Origin of the sequence: Kitasatospora purpeofusca (assembly GCF_000718025.1) — a bacterium.
GTDB lineage: Bacteria > Actinomycetota > Actinomycetes > Streptomycetales > Streptomycetaceae > Kitasatospora > Kitasatospora purpeofusca.
In genome coordinates, this window is sequence record NZ_JODS01000001.1 from 638,868 (window position 1) to 656,813 (window position 17,946).

Annotated in this window: 18 protein-coding genes; 7 read left to right on the forward strand and 11 right to left on the reverse strand. The window is 71.4% G+C overall.

What is annotated here, in order from left to right:
* Nucleotides 1-7: 7 nt before the first annotated feature.
* Both IF01_RS0102905 and IF01_RS0102910 read right to left on the reverse strand, forming a co-directional pair.
* Nucleotides 8-499, reverse strand: coding sequence for a TrmO family methyltransferase domain-containing protein (locus IF01_RS0102905; protein WP_030391625.1), 492 nt, complete (start codon nucleotides 497-499; stop codon nucleotides 8-10).
* Nucleotides 500-512: 13 nt separating this feature from the next.
* Nucleotides 513-1,895: an NsdA family TPR-like regulatory protein gene (locus IF01_RS0102910; RefSeq protein WP_037778649.1), complete on the reverse strand. Its 1,383-nt coding sequence runs from the start codon at nucleotides 1,893-1,895 to the stop codon at nucleotides 513-515.
* Between the two features lie 218 nt (nucleotides 1,896-2,113).
* Here IF01_RS0102910 and IF01_RS0102915 point away from each other — a divergent pair, with 218 nt between their 5' ends.
* From IF01_RS0102915 to IF01_RS0102925, 3 genes are all read left to right on the forward strand, one after another.
* Complete coding sequence (locus IF01_RS0102915; RefSeq protein WP_157855143.1) at nucleotides 2,114-2,350, forward strand: hypothetical protein; 237 nt, start codon at nucleotides 2,114-2,116, stop codon at nucleotides 2,348-2,350.
* Between the two features lie 139 nt (nucleotides 2,351-2,489).
* Nucleotides 2,490-2,693, forward strand: a complete 204-nt coding sequence (locus IF01_RS0102920; RefSeq protein ID WP_030391628.1) for a hypothetical protein — start codon at nucleotides 2,490-2,492, stop codon at nucleotides 2,691-2,693.
* Between the two features lie 52 nt (nucleotides 2,694-2,745).
* Entirely contained in the window at nucleotides 2,746-3,753 is a 1,008-nt protein-coding gene (locus tag IF01_RS0102925; protein WP_030391629.1) for an NAD-dependent epimerase/dehydratase family protein, read from the forward strand.
* Here the strand turns inward: IF01_RS0102925 and IF01_RS0102930 are convergent.
* A complete protein-coding gene (locus tag IF01_RS0102930) occupies nucleotides 3,750-4,580 on the reverse strand; it encodes a glycosyltransferase family 2 protein (RefSeq protein WP_051754863.1) in 831 nt (276 codons plus the stop codon). The two genes, IF01_RS0102925 and IF01_RS0102930, sit on opposite strands and share 4 nt — an antisense overlap.
* A 268-nt stretch (nucleotides 4,581-4,848) precedes the next feature.
* Between IF01_RS0102930 and IF01_RS0102935 the strand changes: the two genes are divergently transcribed.
* Together IF01_RS0102935 and IF01_RS0102940 are read left to right on the forward strand one after the other, a co-directional pair.
* Nucleotides 4,849-5,403 carry a hypothetical protein gene (locus IF01_RS0102935; RefSeq protein ID WP_244215405.1) on the forward strand — a complete coding sequence of 185 codons (555 nt, stop codon included), beginning with the start codon at nucleotides 4,849-4,851 and terminating at the stop codon, nucleotides 5,401-5,403.
* A gap of 10 nt (nucleotides 5,404-5,413) precedes the next feature.
* The gene (locus IF01_RS0102940) at nucleotides 5,414-6,736 is read left to right on the forward strand and encodes a hypothetical protein (protein ID WP_030391632.1); all 1,323 of its coding nucleotides are present in this window, start codon (nucleotides 5,414-5,416) and stop codon (nucleotides 6,734-6,736) included.
* A gap of 147 nt (nucleotides 6,737-6,883) precedes the next feature.
* Here the strand turns inward: IF01_RS0102940 and IF01_RS0102945 are convergent, their stop codons facing one another.
* The 3 genes from IF01_RS0102945 to IF01_RS0102955 form a co-directional block, all read right to left on the reverse strand.
* A complete protein-coding gene (locus tag IF01_RS0102945) occupies nucleotides 6,884-7,741 on the reverse strand; it encodes a helix-turn-helix domain-containing protein (RefSeq protein WP_030391633.1) in 858 nt (285 codons plus the stop codon).
* 322 nt (nucleotides 7,742-8,063) lie between these two features.
* On the reverse strand, nucleotides 8,064-8,390 hold the full coding sequence (locus tag IF01_RS0102950; RefSeq protein ID WP_030391634.1) for an antibiotic biosynthesis monooxygenase family protein: 327 nt from the start codon (nucleotides 8,388-8,390) through the stop codon (nucleotides 8,064-8,066).
* Nucleotides 8,391-8,434: 44 nt separating this feature from the next.
* Nucleotides 8,435-8,806: a cupin domain-containing protein gene (locus tag IF01_RS0102955; protein ID WP_030391635.1), complete on the reverse strand. Its 372-nt coding sequence runs from the start codon at nucleotides 8,804-8,806 to the stop codon at nucleotides 8,435-8,437.
* Nucleotides 8,807-8,869: 63 nt separating this feature from the next.
* Between IF01_RS0102955 and IF01_RS0102960 the strand changes: the two genes are divergently transcribed.
* Nucleotides 8,870-9,358 (forward strand): MarR family winged helix-turn-helix transcriptional regulator, encoded by a 489-nt coding sequence (locus tag IF01_RS0102960; protein ID WP_030391636.1) that lies wholly within the window; start codon nucleotides 8,870-8,872, stop codon nucleotides 9,356-9,358.
* A 40-nt stretch (nucleotides 9,359-9,398) separates the two neighbouring features.
* On the opposite strand, the gene IF01_RS0102965 is transcribed toward IF01_RS0102960, so the two are convergent.
* A complete protein-coding gene (locus IF01_RS0102965) occupies nucleotides 9,399-11,495 on the reverse strand; it encodes an MDR family MFS transporter (RefSeq protein ID WP_078879587.1) in 2,097 nt (698 codons plus the stop codon).
* Nucleotides 11,496-11,818: 323 nt separating this feature from the next.
* On the opposite strand from IF01_RS0102965, the gene IF01_RS50820 reads away from it, so the two are divergent.
* Nucleotides 11,819-13,009, forward strand: a complete 1,191-nt coding sequence (locus IF01_RS50820) for a peptidoglycan-binding domain-containing protein (protein WP_030391638.1) — start codon at nucleotides 11,819-11,821, stop codon at nucleotides 13,007-13,009.
* A gap of 17 nt (nucleotides 13,010-13,026) precedes the next feature.
* On the opposite strand, the gene IF01_RS0102975 is transcribed toward IF01_RS50820, so the two are convergent.
* From IF01_RS0102975 to IF01_RS0102990, 4 genes are all read right to left on the reverse strand, one after another.
* Nucleotides 13,027-13,614, reverse strand: coding sequence for a TMEM165/GDT1 family protein (locus IF01_RS0102975; protein WP_030391639.1), 588 nt, complete (start codon nucleotides 13,612-13,614; stop codon nucleotides 13,027-13,029).
* Between the two features lie 254 nt (nucleotides 13,615-13,868).
* On the reverse strand, nucleotides 13,869-14,678 hold the full coding sequence (locus IF01_RS0102980) for an ABC transporter permease (protein ID WP_233290240.1): 810 nt from the start codon (nucleotides 14,676-14,678) through the stop codon (nucleotides 13,869-13,871).
* 3 nt (nucleotides 14,679-14,681) lie between these two features.
* Nucleotides 14,682-16,310 carry a dolichyl-phosphate-mannose--protein mannosyltransferase gene (locus tag IF01_RS0102985; protein ID WP_078879588.1) on the reverse strand — a complete coding sequence of 543 codons (1,629 nt, stop codon included), beginning with the start codon at nucleotides 16,308-16,310 and terminating at the stop codon, nucleotides 14,682-14,684.
* A 172-nt stretch (nucleotides 16,311-16,482) separates the two neighbouring features.
* Nucleotides 16,483-17,820, reverse strand: coding sequence for an MFS transporter (locus IF01_RS0102990; RefSeq protein WP_233290239.1), 1,338 nt, complete (start codon nucleotides 17,818-17,820; stop codon nucleotides 16,483-16,485).
* Nucleotides 17,821-17,946 lie beyond the last annotated feature (126 nt).

The window sequence follows — 17,946 nt, forward strand, 5'->3', positions numbered from 1 at the left end:
CCCGCCGTCAGTCGTCGGCCCCGGGGGCGAAGTAGTCACGGAGCATGACGGTCGTCCATTCGGCCTGACGCTGCTCTCCGCGAGGGCCCATCTCGTCGAACCACGGCTTCACGTCCAGGACCGGCGTGCCGTCGACGGCGTCGAGGTCTTCGACGTGCAGGTCCAGCCCGTCGACCTTGAGCAGGCGGCAACGTGACACACCCAGCCAGTTCAGGCGTCGCATGTTGCGGTGGCCGAAGATCCCGACCTCCGGCCACTCCGGGTTGCCCCGAGGCCGACGGGCGCCGAGGTTCAGGTCGGTCGGGTCGGTGAGGTGGAAGCGGAAGACGATCTCCAGGTGCGAGAAGTCCTCAAGACCCTTGGTCGCGTCGGCGGTGAAGAGGACTCCGTCCAGCCGGACAATCGCCCGGGTGCCGCCCCAGAAGTCGTCCGTGGGGTCGACCCGTCCGCCGACCACACGGCCGAGGGCCTCGACCTCGAACGTCTCTCGCTCTGCCATCAGTGACTCCTCGTCAAGCTGCTTCGGAAAGGTACGCGGCAGCACGCGCGTCGATCTCGTTGATCGCCGCGCTACCGCGCCGCCGGTAGGGGGAGAGCAGGGTGCGCATGTCAGCGGCGGCCTGGCGGGTGCGGCCGGAGCGTACGCCGTCCATCGCGTCGAGAGCCTGCGACCAGGTGGCACAGGCTCGGTCGACGTTGTTCATCTGCACGTACACGGAACCGAGGTATCCCAGGGTCACCGCGTGGGTGCGGGTGAACTTCGTCGCCTTGCGGGTGCGGACGCTGTGGTGGAACTCGCGGACCGAGCCGTCGAGATCCCCCATGTCGCGCAGGGCACACGCGGTTTCGTGGGCCAGGCTGGCCTCACCGAAGAAGAACACCCGGTTCGGCTCGGCGATGTCGTCACCGGCGGCGGAGAGATCGTCCTCGGCCCGCAGCAGCGCCTTGGCGGCGGCGTTCCTGCGGCCGGCGGCAGCCAGGCTCCGGGCATGGACTACGTCGAGGAGGGCCCGCTCCCGTGGCGAGGCAAGCGCGTACCGGTCGCCGTCGACGGATGCGGCGGCGAGGTCGAGAGCCTGCTGGTAGTGCCCGAGGTCGATGGCCTGGTGCGCCATCGCCCGCAGAACGTGGGCGGCCATCGGTGGATCGCCGGCCTCAGCAGCGAGTTTCACCGCCTCGGCGAAGTACCGCTGGGCTGTCGCATGCCGGCCGGCGTCGAACGCCATCCAACCAGCCAGATAGGCAAGTTCACTGGCTGTCGAGTAGAGATCACGACGCACTCGCTCGTCAGTGAACTTCCCTCGAAGGTAGCCGGTGACGTCGGTCGTCAGGTACTGCACCACGGACGTCCAGGCATGACCGCCGCCTCGCCGCTGATCGACTTGTGAGAACAGGACGGTCATCTCACGGACGGCTGCCAGATCTCCAGGACCCACCCGCCGGGTTGCCGCAGTGCTACGCACGGTGCCCCGCTCGGCCATGCGTTGCCACCAGTCCTCTTCGGGCAGGGAGAGTGCGGCTACCGAGTAGACCGCCACCCCCAGCGCCCGCCTGCGTTCCACGTCCACGTCGGTTCTCCCGAGTTCGGCCAGCGCGCTCAGCGTATCCGCGTCCCAGTCGGCTTTCCGGGGTGCGGGCGCGATCAGACCAATCTCCTCCAGTGTCACGACCCGTCCGCCGAGCGCACGGCCCAACGCCTCGGCCAGGAAGGCGCCGACGTTACCGGCCGGCTGACCACCGTTCTTCCAGTGCGTGATGCTCGACTTGTTGGTCTCCAGGAGTTCGTCGTGCTCGGCCGCCACCCGCCTGACCAGGCGCGCGATCGCATCGCCGGAGAGCTTCGTCCCGTCGATGACCTTCCGCAGCCGCTCGTTCGGTTCCCTCGTCGGCGCCAAAGCGCACCTCCCTGACGGGCCGTTAAACCGCTTAAACCGCACAGCGTGCCCAATACCGTACTCCCAGTAGCGATCAGGCGGTTCACTAACTGCATACCGCCCGCCGGGTGGGGGGTCGATTCGGACCCTGAAGCCCTGCGGAGCGGCGGCCTGCGGCGACTCCAGCTGTGCATCCGACATCGACGCCGCCCCGCCAACTCATGACCTCGGAGAGGCTGATGACGACTGCCGACCGCACACCGCACCCGTGGAGCCTCAACCGCACCGCCACGCTGCTGATCCCCGAGCGGCCAATCCCGCGCCGATCCACGAGTCCGACCCGGAAGGGCGCCGCCGCGACCAGCAATCGCATGCTGCTGGACGAGCACCGCAGCAATGACTGGCTGTACGTCCGGTGCGAGAACGCCTGGCCCTGTGGCGTGACCAGGAGCATCCGTTTCGGGAGCGTCGCATGATCAACGGAGAGCTCATTCAGGCCGACGGTCGGACGGTCGTCCTCGTCCCGAACCGGGACCGAGCCCGCCGACGCGCCCTGGTCCTGCATCAGCTCGCCGCCGGTCGCCGTCGCTGCAAGAAGCGCCGGGGGTCGGTCGCGTGAGCGCCGAGAACTCCCCGGACTTCAAGCTCCCGGAGGACCGCCGCCAGGGCCTGTACATCCGTACGTTCAAGATCGCGAAGGACGGCACCCGGTACGACGACTCCGGCGTCATCACCGTGGAGTCGGAACCCGACGCCTCCGCCTACCACCCCGCGGCAACCTGGCCCGCCTGCCGCTGCCCGAAGCATCGCAACGGCTGACCCCGCCTCCCCGCAGCACCACCCGTCCCACATGTGAGAGGAAGAGCCTCCCTTGTCCCTCGAACAACTCTCAGGAAAGACCGTCCTGGTCACCGGTGCCGGCGGCCTGATCGGCAGCCGCCTCACGTCCCGGCTCCGCCGGCTCGGCGCCCGCCCCATCTCCGTCTGCAAGCTCGACGCCTACCCGCACGAGGTGTACCGCGAGCGGTTCGGCATCGACGCCGCCGACCCGGACTTCATCGTCGGCGACATCGCCGAACCGAACCTGATGCGCAAGGTGGTCTCCGACTGCGACTACGTGATCCACGCCGCCGCCCTGGCCGACGTGGCGGCCTGCACGCGCCGGCCTCTGGACGCCATCGACACCAACATCACCGGCACCCAGCGGGTCCTGGACGCCGTCGCCGCCTCGGACCGGGTACGGAGGATGGTGTTCGTCTCCTCCGCCAGCGTCTACGGCAACGGCAGCCCCCGGTTCGTGGAGGGCGCGGCGGTCCAGCCGGTGTCCGTGTACGGCAACAGCAAGGCGTGGGGCGAGTACCAGACCGCCGCGGTGCTCGGCGGTGCCGGTATCTCGTACGCCGTGGTGCGGTACTTCTCGGTCTACGGCGAACCGCAGGTCGTGAAGGAGCGAAGCCACTCCTGGGTGGTCGCGTGGTTCGCCATGCGGGCCGCGCTCGGGCTGTCGCTGCACCTCAACGGTGGTGGGCACCAGATCCGCGACATGGTCCACGTCGACGACATCGCCACCGGCACGCTGCGAGCACTGGTCGCACCCCGTGCGCACGAGGAGACCATCAACATCGGTACTGGGCTTGGCACTTCCATCCGGCAGATCGCCGAGCTCGTCCGCGGCCACTACCCGGACGTCCCGTTGGTCGAGACGCCCATGCCGTCCGGCGACCCAAAGGGCGGATACGCCTCCGTCGAGCGGATGGAGGAGCTGCTGGAGTGGCGGCCGAGCATCACGGTGACGGAAGGCGTCGCCCGATACGTGGCCTGGTTGAAGGCCACGCCGGAGGCCGTTCCCGACTGGATGCGCCAGGCGGCAGCCGCCTAGACGATCGGCGGACGCCCCAGCCGGGTCATGGTCCACACCGTGCGCCAGCGCAACGGCTTACGCCGCCCGCACGGGGTGCGCCAGCCCTCGGCGAAGCCCGCGAACCACGCCTTGAGGCCGGCCGCGTCCCTGGTCCGGGCGACGGTGAGCGCCATCCACACGCCGAGGTAGACCGGCACCAGCAGAGCCGGGAGGTGCCGACGCGCCAGGTACACCCGGTTGCGGGCGTTCACCCGGTAGAAGAAGGAGTGCCGGGTCGGGCTGGTGCGCGGGTGCTGGAGCAGCAGCTCGGGGACGTAGAGCACCCGCCACCCGGAATCCAGGGCCCGCCAGGCCATGTCGGTCTCCTCGTGCGCGAAGAAGAAGGAGTCCGGCCAGTCGCCGACCTGCCCCAGCATCTTCGAGGACAGGGCGTGGCCTCCGCCGAGGAAGCTGGTCACCTCGCCGCCGCGCATCGGGTCGCCGGCCCGCAGCCGGGGGACGTGGCGCCGCTGGGTGAGGCCGGTCTCGTCCGCGATCCGGAAGCTCACGATGCCCAGCCGGGGGTCTGCCTCGTACAGGGCGGTGATCCGGGCGAGGACGTCGTCGGCGACCAGCAGGCCGTCGTCGTCCAGGTCGATCACCACGTCCACGTCCCGCAGGTGGTCGAGGGCGGCGTTGCGACCGCCGGTCACCCCGAGATTGTCCGCGAGTTCCACGCCCTCCACCCCGGCGGGCAGTTCCGGCAGCACGCACCCGTTGCCGACCACCACGACCTTCGCGGCCTTGACCGCCTGCATCTCCACCGAGGCCAGCAACTCGGCCAGTTCCTTCGGCCGCGTGCCCATGGTCAGCACCGCCACGCCCAGCTTGACGCCCACCGAACCTCTTCCCTTCGAGGAACCAGAGATGACCTCACGAACACCGAAGCCGGGTGGCACGTCGCTCCGAGAACTCGCCGAGAACCGGAGCCTTCCCGCCCATCAGGTCATGGACCAGGACACACTCGCCTGGATCGCCAGGAACCGGCCCGAAGCCTCAGCCGCGCCGCCCACCCTGCCACATCCGCCACTCATGCTGGTACCGGACGTCACCTGGTTCGCGGAGCCTCAGCTCGTGGACTCCATCCACGGCATCCGGCACAACGCCCGCGTCTCCCTGCTCGCCGGTCTGCTCGCCCAGGAGTACGGGCTCGACCGCGATCACACCGCGGCCCTGTGCGCCGCCGCAGCGGCCCACGACTGCCGGCGGCGCGACGACCGCGACGATCCCGGGCACGGCCGACGGGCAGCACTCTGGTTCACCCGCAACCAGCACGCCGTGACCACAACGCTCGGCCGAGAGCTCCCACCCGACCTCTCCCAGCAGGCAGCCATTGCCATCGGCCTCCACGACGTCCCGTACACGGACTTCACCTCGCAGCAGAACCTCGCCTACCAGCAGGCGCCCCACCTGATCGACCTGCTCAAGGCGGCCGACTGCCTGGACCGCTACCGGCTCCCCCTCGCCCGCTGGTGGCCGGACCCCTTCCATCTCCACATCGTCATCCCCGCATGGCTCCACCCCGTCGCCTTCGACCTCGTCGTCCGCAGCGAACAGGCCCGGCTCAACGGCGCCACCAACCACGGGGCACTCATCCATGCCGGCCAGATCCTCAACCCCCGGCAGTAGGAGGTCATCCATGCACCACGAGTGGGACAACGCCCACACCGACCACACCAGCCGCTCCACCCGGCCCGGTCCCTCTGGCGTCGCCGAGACCGAAGCCGACTGGCGCCACCACCTCGAACACGAAACGCCCAACGGCTGGCTGCTGCGCGGCAACTCCATGACCCAGACGCTGACCTCCGGAGGCCCTGTCCGTCTGATGCACACCACCGTCGCCCTGGACGCGATCCGCGCCAGCGGGCAGCTCTACGCCTCCACCGGCTGCCTGGTCGCCGCGCTCTACTGCGCGCCCCTCACCGCCGAGCCCGCCGGCCTACGTCCCCACAACCTGGGCAGCTACCTGTTGGAGACCAAGAAGCACACCCGCACCCTGGTCTTCGAGATCACCCCTGACGCTCCTGTGCCGCCCAAGGGCATCGACTACCTCCGCCTGGGCGCTGTCCACCTGCGCATCTACCTCACCCACCGCAACTTCCTCACCGAGGCCGAAGACGCCCAGCTCCGCCGAGCGGTACTGGGTCGGGTCAGCGCAGCGGCGCCCTTCCTCGACACCCTCCTCGCCAACGCCACGGGGAACCCGACACCGGACGCCGAATTCGTCGACCGGCTCGCCGCCACCGTGCCGGTCTTCCCGTTCCTCGGCTACCTCTACTTCGAGGTGGTGTCCGAGTACCTGATGCTCAACTCCAGAACCCCCGAGACCAAGGCGTACGCCCAGCTCGCCGAGATGAACAACCGCCTCTACAAGAGGCTGGCATTCTCCGCCGTCCGAGGCATGGACAAGCTCTTCGACCTGTCCCGCTTCAGCCCAGGACACGATCGACTCCTCCGGCTCGTCGGACAGATCGAGGCCGGCCTGACATCCGGGGCAGCCCGCTACATCAGGCGGCGCGTGTCGCACTTGTTCACCACTGTGGCACTCGCGCCCGGCCAGGACGCGGCATCCTTCACCTTCGGAGCCGCGGACTTCGACGTCCTCAGTGCGACCGCACCGCCCCTGCTCGGGCAACTCCTCTTCCGCGAGATGCGCATCATCGACCGCTACCCGCAGCTGTACCTCGCCTTCGAACAGGCCAAGGCCCTTGAGGCTTGGGACTACTGGAACACCGAGGGCATCCCGACGCCGTTCAACGGCACGATCCCGAAAGGCGAGATCGGAATCAATCCCGCCTATCCTCGGTCCCGCTGCGTCGTTTGGACTGCGGAGACCTGCGAGCGCGGCTTGCTGCACCCGGCGGACCAGCTGGACGTGACCTTCCTTCCCCGCCTCGCCGAACTGGGCATGACCGCCATGCGGAGAGACGAGACGGGAAAGGCCGCAGGGCACCTTCGTTAGGTCGTGCCACCCTCGCCCGGTGCGGGAGCGCACGCGGAGACGCAACCTTCCACCACCCTCTGTGCTCAGACGGGTGAACCGTGCGGCGCGGACGTACCCCTACGCTCCCGACCCCACCTTTGCCCCGCAGGCCACCGCCCCGACCGACTACATCGAGTGCTGCAGCAGCGTCCGGTCTCCCACTGCCCGGGGCGGGCGGCAGCCGGTGCACAGCTCACCCACTCCGCCGACGGGACGGCCGCACATGCCATCCCGCCCTGTGCACTCGTGCCGCCTCGGGCTCGGCACTGCCGCCGACTTCACCACCGCGGCGCTCCTGCCCAAGGGAACGGGCGGCACCTTCGTCAACCGCCCGCCGAGGATCGCCGCAACGCTGTGGGTCACCTTCCCCGGCAACGGCGCGGCCAGGATGCCCATCAGCGCGTCCGCCGACCATCCGCCCGCCAACAGGCCCTCCACCCGCACCGCCTGGTCCGCCAGCGGTTTGCCGGCCAGCGCCAATGCCGGCTCCCGGCAGCCCAGTTCGATCAGAAGCCCCATCCCTTCCGTCATCCGGGGCGCTGTCACCATCGCCGGAAGGACGGAGGGTTCCTTCTGCCTCGACGTCCTTTCCCTCAAGGAGGGGCTTCCCGCCTTCCCGGCACCGGGCGCCCCGGCGGCCGGTGCCACGGGAACCGGTGGCAACGCGTGAACCGCCTTGTCCGCCGACGGCACTTCATGCACGGAGACCACCGTCCGGACCCGCCCCGTCACGGGGTCGCGCACGGTCCGCCGCACGTAGTGCCCGGCCGTCTCCAGCTCCCGCAACGCCCGGGCGACCGTCGCTCGCCCCTCGACGCTCTTCGCGGCCAGCGTCCGAACATCCTCCCGAGCGCCGTTCGGCAGACTGAGGAGGTAGCCGAGCAACCCGCGCGCCGCCCAACTGAGCGAGTGCTTCCGCACGACATGCCCGTTGTCGAGGATCGTGTACCCGGGCGCGTGCTTGGGGATACGATTGATCTGCATCGTGGAGCCCTTTACTCCTGGTGCCGTTCCCCGGGGTGTTGGCGCACCGCCGGGGCTTTCCTTTGCTGAAAGCAATGATCACGCTAGTCCAGCAAACAGCCCCGGAAACCTCATCCGCATCACCCGATCGGGCGGCGCACGCGCACCCACCCCGGCGCACTCGAATGCCGAACAGCGCTCCCATGTGATGAACCGTCCAATGCCGGACAGCACCGCCGCCCATCACCGGGCGCGAAGGTCGGGCCCATCTCTTCGGTACCCCCACGACAGCGCGCCCCGGACGCCGTTGCGTCCGGGGCGCGCCGTTCCGCGAATGCGGATCTCAGCCCTTCGGGCCGGCCGACTGCACCACGTCGAAGGACCACAGGGTGGAGCCGGCGGCGGCGGGCCGCTGCGGGGCCTCGCCGTCCTTGGCCGCCGGCCGGTGCGCGGCCTGCATCGGGCCCGCGAGCCAGGCCTGGAAGGACTCCTCGTCCCGCCAGCGGGTGTACACCAGGTACTGGTCGGTCCCCTCGACCGGGCGGAGCAGCTCGAAGTACTCGAAGCCGTCCGAGTTCTCCACCGCACCGGCCCGGGCGCCGAAGCGCTGCTCCAGCACCTCCCGCTGCTCAGCCGGAACGGTCAGCACATTGATCTTGACGACGGACACGCCGTACCTCCTCAGGGTTGTTCCGGGAGGCAGTCTGCTACACCTCACACGATCCACGGCGGGGCGACCCGGTCGCCGGTGTCCAGGTTGTGGGCCGTGGAGGGCGCCGGGGAGGCGACCACCGCGGTGAAGCCGTCCTCGGAGCGCATCTGCCGAGGGAGGCCGGCAGGCAGGACGAGGGTGTCGCCGGCGGCGAGGGCGAGCTCCTCGCCGTCCAGGTCGACCACGGCGGTGCCGGTGAGGAAGGTCCACACCTGCTCGGTGTCCATGGCGTGGCGCGGACCCGAACGGGCAGGCCGCATCTCCACCCGCCACAGCGCGAGGCCGGTACCGCCCTGGGTGGGCGAGGCGTAGGTGGTCATCACGGCGTTCGGGGTCTCGGTGCGGCGGGCGTCGGTGCTGCGGATGACGGACAAGAGTGGGTAGCCCCTCTATAATGGACAATCAGGTTGTCCATATAGTCAATGAGGTTGTCGATCGTGTCAAGGGATCCCAGGGAAGACGCGAGGCCGGGATACGAGCTGCCGCTGCGGCTGCTGCTTGCCTTCCGGACGGTCATCGACGAGCTGCACGAGCGGATCGCCCGCGAGGGGCATCCCGACCTGCGGCCGATGCACGGGTTCGTGTTCCAGGCGATCGGTGCGCAGGGCACCACCGCCGTCGAGCTCGGGAAGCGGCTCGGGGTGTCCAAGCAGGCGGCCGGGAAGACCGTCGAGCAGCTGGAACGGCTCGGCTACGTCGAGCGCGGCAGCGACCCGGCGGACGCCCGCCGCAAGGTGGTCCGGCTGACCGGACGCGGGGTGGACTGCCTGGTCCGGTCGGCCCGGATCTTCGAGGAGCTGCGCGAGGAGTGGGTCGCGCAACTGGGCGGCGAGGAGCGACTGCGGGAGCTGGAGGACGCACTGCGGACGCTCGCGCCCGGGGACCCGTTCCGACTGGACACCCCGAGGTGGTTCGGCGGCCCGTGACGCAGGCGTCCGAACGAGCGGCCCTCGGCAGGAACGACCGTCAGAACGAGCGGCCCTCACCCCGGTACGGGTGCTCGTCGAGGACCCGGTCGGGCCGGTCCCGCTCGTCCGCGCACAGTGTGGAGGCCAGCCGGGTGAGCAGTGCGGCCAGGTCGTCGAACTGCTTCTCGTCCCAGTCGCCGAGGAGTTCGGCGAGCTGCGTCCGCCGGGCCGCGACCAGCTGGACGGCCGCCGCCTCGCCCGGCTCGGTCAGCCGCAGCGGGAGCCCGCCGCTGCGGGCCGCCAGCCCCCGGCCCTCGACCTCGCGCACCGCCTCCTCCACCACCGAGAAGGGCACGATCCGGCGCTCCGCCAGTTCGGCGGGCTCCACCGAGCCGTGGTGGTACATCTGGAGCAGCAGCCAGCTGGAGGCCGGCTTGAGGTCGAGGCCCGCCGTGGCGGTGATCCGTTTGAACAGGTCGCGCCGTGCCTCCCGGGTGCCGAGGACGGACAGCGCCCGGCTGATCTCGTCCAGCGAGGAGCGCTCGACCGGATTGAGGCCGATGGACTCCGAGAGGTCCGGGGCGGTCACGGTGGTGCGCAGCTTCTGCTCCCGCAGGAACAGCGAGAGCACGAAGGCGACCAGCGCCACCGGCACCGCGTAGAGGAAGACCCGGGTGATCGACTCGGCGTAGGCGTGGTAGACCGCGGCCTGGGTGGCGGCGGGCAGCTGTTCGACGACGCGTGGATCGGAGGTGATCGCCCCGGGGCCGAAGCCGGGCGGCAGCTGGACTCCGGCCAGGGCGTCGCCGAGCCGGTCGTTGAGCCCGGAGGCGAAGATCGTGCCGAAGACGGAGACCCCGAAGGAGGCACCGATGGAGCGGAAGAAGGTGGCGCCGGCGGTGGCGACGCCGAGGTCCTGGTAGCCGACGGAGTTCTGCACGATCAGCACCAGCACCTGCATCACCAGGCCGAGGCCGAGGCCGAAGACCAGGAAGTAGCAGCTAATCTCGAAGGTGCTGCTGTGCTCGTCGAGCAGCGAGAGCAGCAGCAGGCCGACGGTCGTGATCGCGGTGCCGGCGATCGGGAAGACCCGGTAGTGGCCGGTCCTGGCCACGATCTGGCCGGAGCCGATCGAGGTGACCAGCATGCCGATCACCATCGGCAGCATGTGGATGCCGGACATCGTCGGCGAGACCTTCATGACCACCTGGAGGAAGGTCGGCAGATAGGTGAGCGCGCCGAACATCGCGAAGCCGACCACGAAGGAGATGACGGCCACCAGGCTGAAGGTCCGGGAGCGGAACAGCCGTAGCGGCAGGACGGGCTCCTCCGCGGTCCGCTCCACCTGGACGAAGGCGACCAGCAGGACAAGGCCGAGCACTCCCAGTCCGACGATCTGCCAGGAGCTCCACCCCCAGGTCGTCCCGCCGAGCGAGGTCATCAGCACCAGGCAGGTGGCCACCGAGGCGATCAGCACGGTGCCGAGGTAGTCGATCCGGTGCCGGCGCCGGACCTCCGTCCCGTGCAGCACGGCGGCGATCACCACCAGGGCGACCACGCCGATCGGCAGGTTGATGTAGAACACCCAGCGCCAGCTGAGGTTGTCGACGAACAGGCCGCCGAGCAGCGGGCCGAGCACGCTGGTGACACCGAAGACGGCGCCGAAGACGCCCTGGTACTTCCCCCGGTCCCGGGGCGGCACGAGGTCCCCGACGATGGCCTGCGAGAGCACGATCAGACCACCGCCGCCCAGGCCCTGGACGGCGCGGAAGGCGATCAGCTCGCCCATGTTCTGGGCGATGCCGCACAGCACCGAGCCCAGCAGGAAGATCACGATGGAGGCCTGGAAGAAGACCTTCCGGCCGTACATGTCGCCGAGCTTGCCCCACAGCGGGGTGGCCGCGGTCGAGGCGAGCATGTAGGCGGTGACCACCCAGGACAGGTGCTCCAGCCCGCCGAGGTCGCTGACGATGGTGGGCAGCGCGGTGGAGACGATGGTCTGGTCGAGCGCGGCGAGCAGCATCGCCAGCAGCAGGGCCCCGATCGGCACCCACAGACTGCCCGCGGTGACCGGGGGCCGGGCGGGAACCCCCGCGGACCCCGGTCCCGGCCCCCCGTCAGGGCTCCGGTCGGACGCGGCGATCGGATCCGTCATGGCGTCTCCGTATCCCTCACAGGTCGGCAGATGATCACTCCAGGCCACCATGCTGTCAGAAATGCACCGTTCTGCTCCGTTCAGTTGAGCCGAACGTAAGCACGGCCGTCAGCCGGACCTTCACATCCGCACACCCACCGTTCATCGACGACCAACCCCCACCAACCGGCACAAGGTCCCCACACCGGGCCGGACGCCCCTGTCCCCCCTCAGGGACGTCCTGCATAATCAGGCCCGTCCATCGCCTGAACACGAGTCCGACCGACCGCGCGTCCGGGACCGCGAACGACCGAGAACGACCGAGAACCGAGGAGGGCCGGCCGATGCCGGACCAGCGCTGCCCGACGTGCGGCTCCGCACGATCCACCGGGTGCGGCTGCCTCCCGCCGGACCACGCCCTCGACGACACCGCCGTCCTGCCGCACCTGGAGGGCCCGCCGCTGGTCCGCCCGTACGTGCCGCAGGCCGTCGGCCAGGTGGCGGACCCGGACTTCCCGGCGACCCTCGAAGCGCCCCCGGCCCCCGTGCCGCCGACGGCCGACCCGTTCGGCACCGCCGTGCTGCCCCCGGTCGCCCCGCAGTCGGCCACTCCCCCGCCGGTCACTCCGCCGCTGGGGCCGGACGCCGACGCCTACGCGACCACCGTGCTTCCCCCGGTCGCCACCGCCCCGCACTTCCCCCCGCCGCCGGCCGGCGCGCGGTCCGGCGGGTACGACGCCCCGGCCGAGGACGAGCTGGGTGTCTTCCCGGTCGCCCCCGACGCCGCGGCGCCCACCGGAGGCCGGGCCGCGCGGCGCGCCGCCGAGCAGGAGAACGGCGGCGGACCGGGCCGCCGCAAGGGGCTGCTGATCGCGGCCGGCGCCGGCCTGCTGGCGCTCACGGTCGGCCTGGCCTACGCGGTCACCCCGTCCGCCGACCCGGACGACCGGGCCGCGCCCCCGCCCAGTACGACGATCGCCCCCGCCCCGGTGGCCCCGACCACCCCGGCCGCGCCGAGCCCGAGCGCGCCGCCGCCGCCCAGCGACACCCCGACGCCCACGCCGAGCCGGGCGAGCACCAAGCCCACGTCGACCCGGTCGACCGCGAGCACCCCGCCGCCGGCCGCCCCGAGCACCAGCGTGGCCGCCGCCCCGCCGGTTCCGGCCCCGGCCCCGACCGGTGCCCCGGCCACCCAGCCGCCGGCGCCGACGAGCCCCACCCCGACCCCCTCGGCGTCCCCGACCCCGACGCCGACGGCCACCGTGACGCCCACGCCGACCGCGACGCCGACGCCGACGCCGACGATCCGGGTGCTGCAGTACGGCATGCAGGGCACCGATGTGCAGGCCATGCAGCAGAAGCTCGCCGTGGTGATGTGCTGGATGGCGCCGGACATCCCCGTGAACGGTTACTTCGACGGGGACACCGAGTACTTCGTGTCGTACTTCCAGAGCATGCAGGGCGTCCGCGGCGACAAGAAGGGCGTCTACGGGGCCAACACCCGGGCCGCGCTGGAGAAGCGCACCGGCTGCTGACCCCGGCCCCAGGGCCGTCAGCCCGTGATCGCCTTGAAGATGCTGAACACGGCCATCAGCACCATGATGCCCGCCGCCACCCGGATGATGATCTTCATCGGCACGTGCTTCAGCAGCTTCTGCCCGCCCAGGATCGCGATCCCCGCGACCGCGCACAGCGCCAGCCAGGCGCCCAGGCCCACGGCCAGCGGGTCGGCGTACTTGGCGGCCAGGTTGGCGGTCATGATCTGCGTCAGGTCGCCGAACTCGGCGATCGCCACGACCACGAAGCTGGCCCCGGCGACCTTCCAGAAGCTGTTCGCGGACGGCTCCTTGGCCGCGTGCCCGTCCTCGTCGTCGCCCCCGCCGTGGAACAGCAGCATCGCCGCGCCGGCCAGGAACAGCACACCGGTGACACCCTCGACCCAGCGCTGCGGCAGCAGCGAGAGCAGGTGCCCGGCGACCAGGGCGATGCCCACCTGGAGGGCGAAGGCGGCGGCGATCCCGGCGAAGACGTAGCTCGCCCGGTACTTGGCGCCGAGCATCAGGCTGGCCAGGGCGGTCTTGTCGGGCAGTTCGGCCAGGAAGACGATGCCGAAAGTGATCGCGGCGACGGTCAGGCTCATCGGGGGTGGTGTCCCTCGGGTTCGGGCTGCCGGACCGCGGGCAGCTCCGTCAGGGGTCGCTCCGGCCCGACAGCGCTGGTTGGAAGACACGCGGGACGCACGGACGCGCCCACGTTCACAGCACTGCGGCCGAAGGTCTCGCCGGCACCCGTCGGACGAAGATCCGCGGTGCCCCGGGCGCCGGGCCCCGAGGGGCCAGTATGTCGACGGTCCGGTGGAGGGCTACTCCCCTTCAACTCGGCCAGCCTACCCGATCACCGCTCCCGCCCGCCCGGCGCGGAGGCGGCGGGGGCACTGACACGGACCAGCCCCCGGCCGACCAGCTCCAGCACCACCACGACCGCCGTCGACTCCACCGCCAGCAGCGCCACCAGCACGAACAACTGCACCGCGCCCGCCTGGACCGGCGAGGCCCCGCCGAGCAGCATGCCCACGAACGCCCCCGGCAGCGTGACCAGGCCCACCGTCCGGGTCTGGTCCAGCGCCGGGACGAGCGAGGTGGCGGCGGCCGTCCGGCAGATCTCCATCCGGGCGTCCCGCTCCTCGAAGCCGAGCGCCAGCGCCGCCTCGACCTCGCCGTGCCGCTGGCGCAGCTCGTCCAGGGCGCGCCGCCCGGACAGCGAGGTGGCGGTGAGCGCGCCGCCGATCAGGATGCCGGCGACCGGGATCACCGACAGGCCCTTCGCCGGCAGCAGTCCGCTGCCGAGCAGCAGCACCAGCACCGGCAGCACCCCGGCGCCGATCGGCGCGGCCGCCCACAGCCAGGCCCGCCCCCGGTCGGGGACCATCCGACGGCCGGCGGTCCGCACCGCGACCGTGAACATCAGCAGCACGAAGAGCGCCGACCACCACAGCGAGTCGACCACCCAGGCGATCACCAGCGCGACCGCGGCGAGCTGGACCACCGCGCGCAGCCCGGCCCGCAGCACCGCGTGCCCGTGCCCGAGCCGGCCCCACCCCGCGACCGCGACGGCGGCCAGCAGCAGCACCGCGGTGACCGCGCCCAGCGCCGGGGTCACCGGCAGCAGCTGTCCCCCGCCGGCGGCCGACGGGACACCGGGCACCGGTCAGATCCAGGTGGTGAACCACATCCGGTCCTGCCAGGACGTCATCGGGATCACCTCCGCCGTGTACAGCGGGTAGAAGAAGGCGAAGCAGGCCATGATCGCCAGCACGACCAGTCCGGCCCCGGCGGCGCCGATCCGCCGCCGTTCGGGCCGGCAGCCCTCGGGGCCGAGCATCGCGCCCAGCATCTGCGCGACGGCCAGGCAGAGGAAGGGGACGAGCACCACCATGTAGAAGGAGAAGACCGTCCGCTCCTGGTACTGGAACCACGGCAGGTAGACACCGGCCACCGCGCACAGCACCGCGCCGGAGCGCCAGTCCCGGCGGAAGGCCCACCGCCAGAGCAGGTAGACCAGGGCGAAGCAGGCCGTCCACCAGAGCAGCGGGGTGCCGAGACCGAGGATCTGCGCCGCGCAGCCGCCGGACGCGGTGCAGCCGTGCTGGCCGGCCGGCACCTGCTCCCAGTACATCGAGACCGGCCGGCCCTGGACCAGCCAGCTGAACGGGTTGGACTGGTAGGTGTGCGGGCTGCTGAGACCGGTGTTGAAGTCGTACATCTGCGCGTGGTAGTGCCAGAGGCTGCGCAGCGGCGCGGGCACCCAGCTCATCGGGAGCTGCGGCAGCGGGACGCCGAGGAAGCTGTCCGGGGACAGCCCGGCCCGGTCGTCGGCCCAGTGCCGGTCGAAGCCGCCGCCGGTCGCGCCCTTGCCGCCGCCGGTGAACAGCCAGCCCGCCCAGCCGCCGACGTAGACGACGAGGGCGGCGCCGACCGTGGCGAGGAAGGCGGGCCCGGCGTCCCGGCGGAGCATGGAGCGCCAGGGGCGGCGGGCGCCGGCCCAGCGGCGGCCCGACCGGTCCCACAGCACGGTGAGCACGCCGAAGGCGGCCAGCACCATCACGCCGTTCCACTTGACGCCGGCGGCGGCGCCCAGGCAGACCCCGGCGGCGATCCGCCAGGGCCGCCACCCGAGCCGGACGGTGTCCCCGCCCCGGTCGGGGAGGACTGCGGCGAGCCGGGCCCGGGCGTGGTCGCGGTCGATCAGCAGCGCGCCGAAGGCGGCCAGGACGAAGAACATCTGGACGCCGTCGAGCAGGCCGACCCGGCTCATCACCAGTTGCAGGCCGTCCACGGCCATCAGCAGGGCGGCGGTGCAGCCGATCAGGGTGGAGCCGAAGAGCCGGCGGCCGATCCGGGCCAGCATCAGCACGGTGACGGTGCCGAGCAGCGCGGTCATGAACCGCCAGCCGAAGGGGTGCAGGCCGAAGGCCCACTCGCCGAGCGAGATCACCCACTTGCCGAGCGGCGGGTGGGCGATGAACTCGGGCGCCGAGGTGAGCGGGATCTGCTGCGGGACGCCGAGCACCTGCTCGTTCGCGTGCTCCGGCCAGGTGCCCTCGTAGCCCTGCCGCAGCAGGGACCAGGCGTCCTTGGGGTAGTAGGTCTCGTCGAAGACGAAGGCGTTGGGGTGGCCGAGGTTCCAGAACCGCAGCAGACCGGCGAAGAGCGCCACCGCGATCGGCCCGAGCCAGTCCCAGCGGGCCGCCGCCAGGCGCGACAGCCCTCGCCGCTCCGGTGCCGGGGCGGCGGGCTCCGTCGCGGCCGGTGGATGGGTGAGCGCCGCTTGGGTCATGGTCTCGGTAGCCTCGCCGCTTCGCCGTTCTCGCCGGGTGCCGGCCCCGAGGGGGTCGGGCCGGACGGTCAACAGCCACCGACACTATGTGCCGGTGGGCGCGAAACCAAGCGCGACGGGCGCCGGACAGGTGACCTGTCGGGCGCCCGTCGCGGGCGGTCGGGCGGCGGGGTCAGGCGGCGGCCTGGAGCTCCCGGACCGGTCGGGCCGGGGTGCGGACCGGGGTGGCGGGGGCGTGCTCGTCCCCGGCCGAGGGGGCCGCGTTGTCCTGGGCCGCGGTGAGGTACGGGCGCAGGCGCAGTGCCTGGACCACGATCAGCACGGTGCAGCCGGCCATCGCCGCCAGGTAGACCGGCCAGGTGCCGGAGCCGACCAGCAGCACGCCCACGGCGGGGCCGACGGCGATCGCGATCTGCTTCACCAGGGCGTACCCGGCGTTGTAGGTGCCGAGCAGCCGGGCCGGGGCGAGGTCCGCGACCATCGGGCCCATGGTCGGGGCCAGCAGCGACTCGCCGACGCCGAACAGGGCGTAGATCGAGACGATCGCGACCGTGGCGGCCATCGCCTCGGTCCGGACCAGACCGGCCACCAGGGCCATCGCCCAGGCGCCGAGCCAGACCACGCCGGCGGCGGCCATCGCGGTGGTGCGGCGGCGGCGGGCGGTGATCCGCACCATGAACATCTGCAGCACCACGATGGTCAGCGCGTTGGCGCCGATGGCGATGCCCAGGGTGGACGGGGCGGTGCCGACGGTGTCGGTGGCGAAGGCCGCGACGCCGGACTCGAACTGGCCGTAGCAGGTGAAGAAGATCAGCCCGGCGAGCACGCAGAGCCGCACCATGGCCTTGTCGGCGACCAGGGCGCGCAGGCCCCGCGGGGCGTCGGCGCCGTCCTGGACCAGCAGCGGCGCGGCCTTCGGGATCCGCGCGGTGCCGGTCACCAGGGCGAGGCCGAGGAAGGTGACGGCCTCGATGGTGAACAGCCGGGTCAGGCTGGCCGGGTCGGCGACGTCCACGATCTGCCCGCCGACCAGTGCGCCGATGCCCATGCCCAGGTTGATCAGGGTGAACTGGAGCGCGAAGGCGTGCGAGCGGGTCGCCGCGGTGGAGCAGCGGACGATCATGGTGGCGAGCGCCGGCTGGCAGGTGGTGACACCCGCGCCGAACAGGAACGAGGAGACCAGCAGGGCCGGGGTGCCGGTGGCGTGCCCGAAGGCGAACGCGCCGGTGGCGGCCAGCGCGGCGCCGGCCAGCAGCACCGGGCGCGGGCCGTAGCGGTCGATGCCCCGGCCGGTGAACGGCAGCACGGCGAGCGCGGCCAGCGCGAAGACGGTGAACACCATCCCGGCGGCCAGCGCGCCCAGCCCGCGCACCTGGTCCACGTACACGAACATGTACGGCATCGTGAACCCGCTGCCGAACGCGCTGAGCGCGTTCCCGATCTGGACGCGGCGCAGCGGGCCGCCCGCCCCACGTCGCTGCTGCCTCTGCTGCTTCACCGTGCCGGTCACCGTGCACACCCCTTCCTGCGGACTCCGCCCGTCAGGGCTTCGTCAGTTTTCACTGGATACTCTTAAGACCGGAAGACTTAAGAGCTAAAGTTTGACTCTAAAGTCTTAGCACCGGAAGAGTGCGGA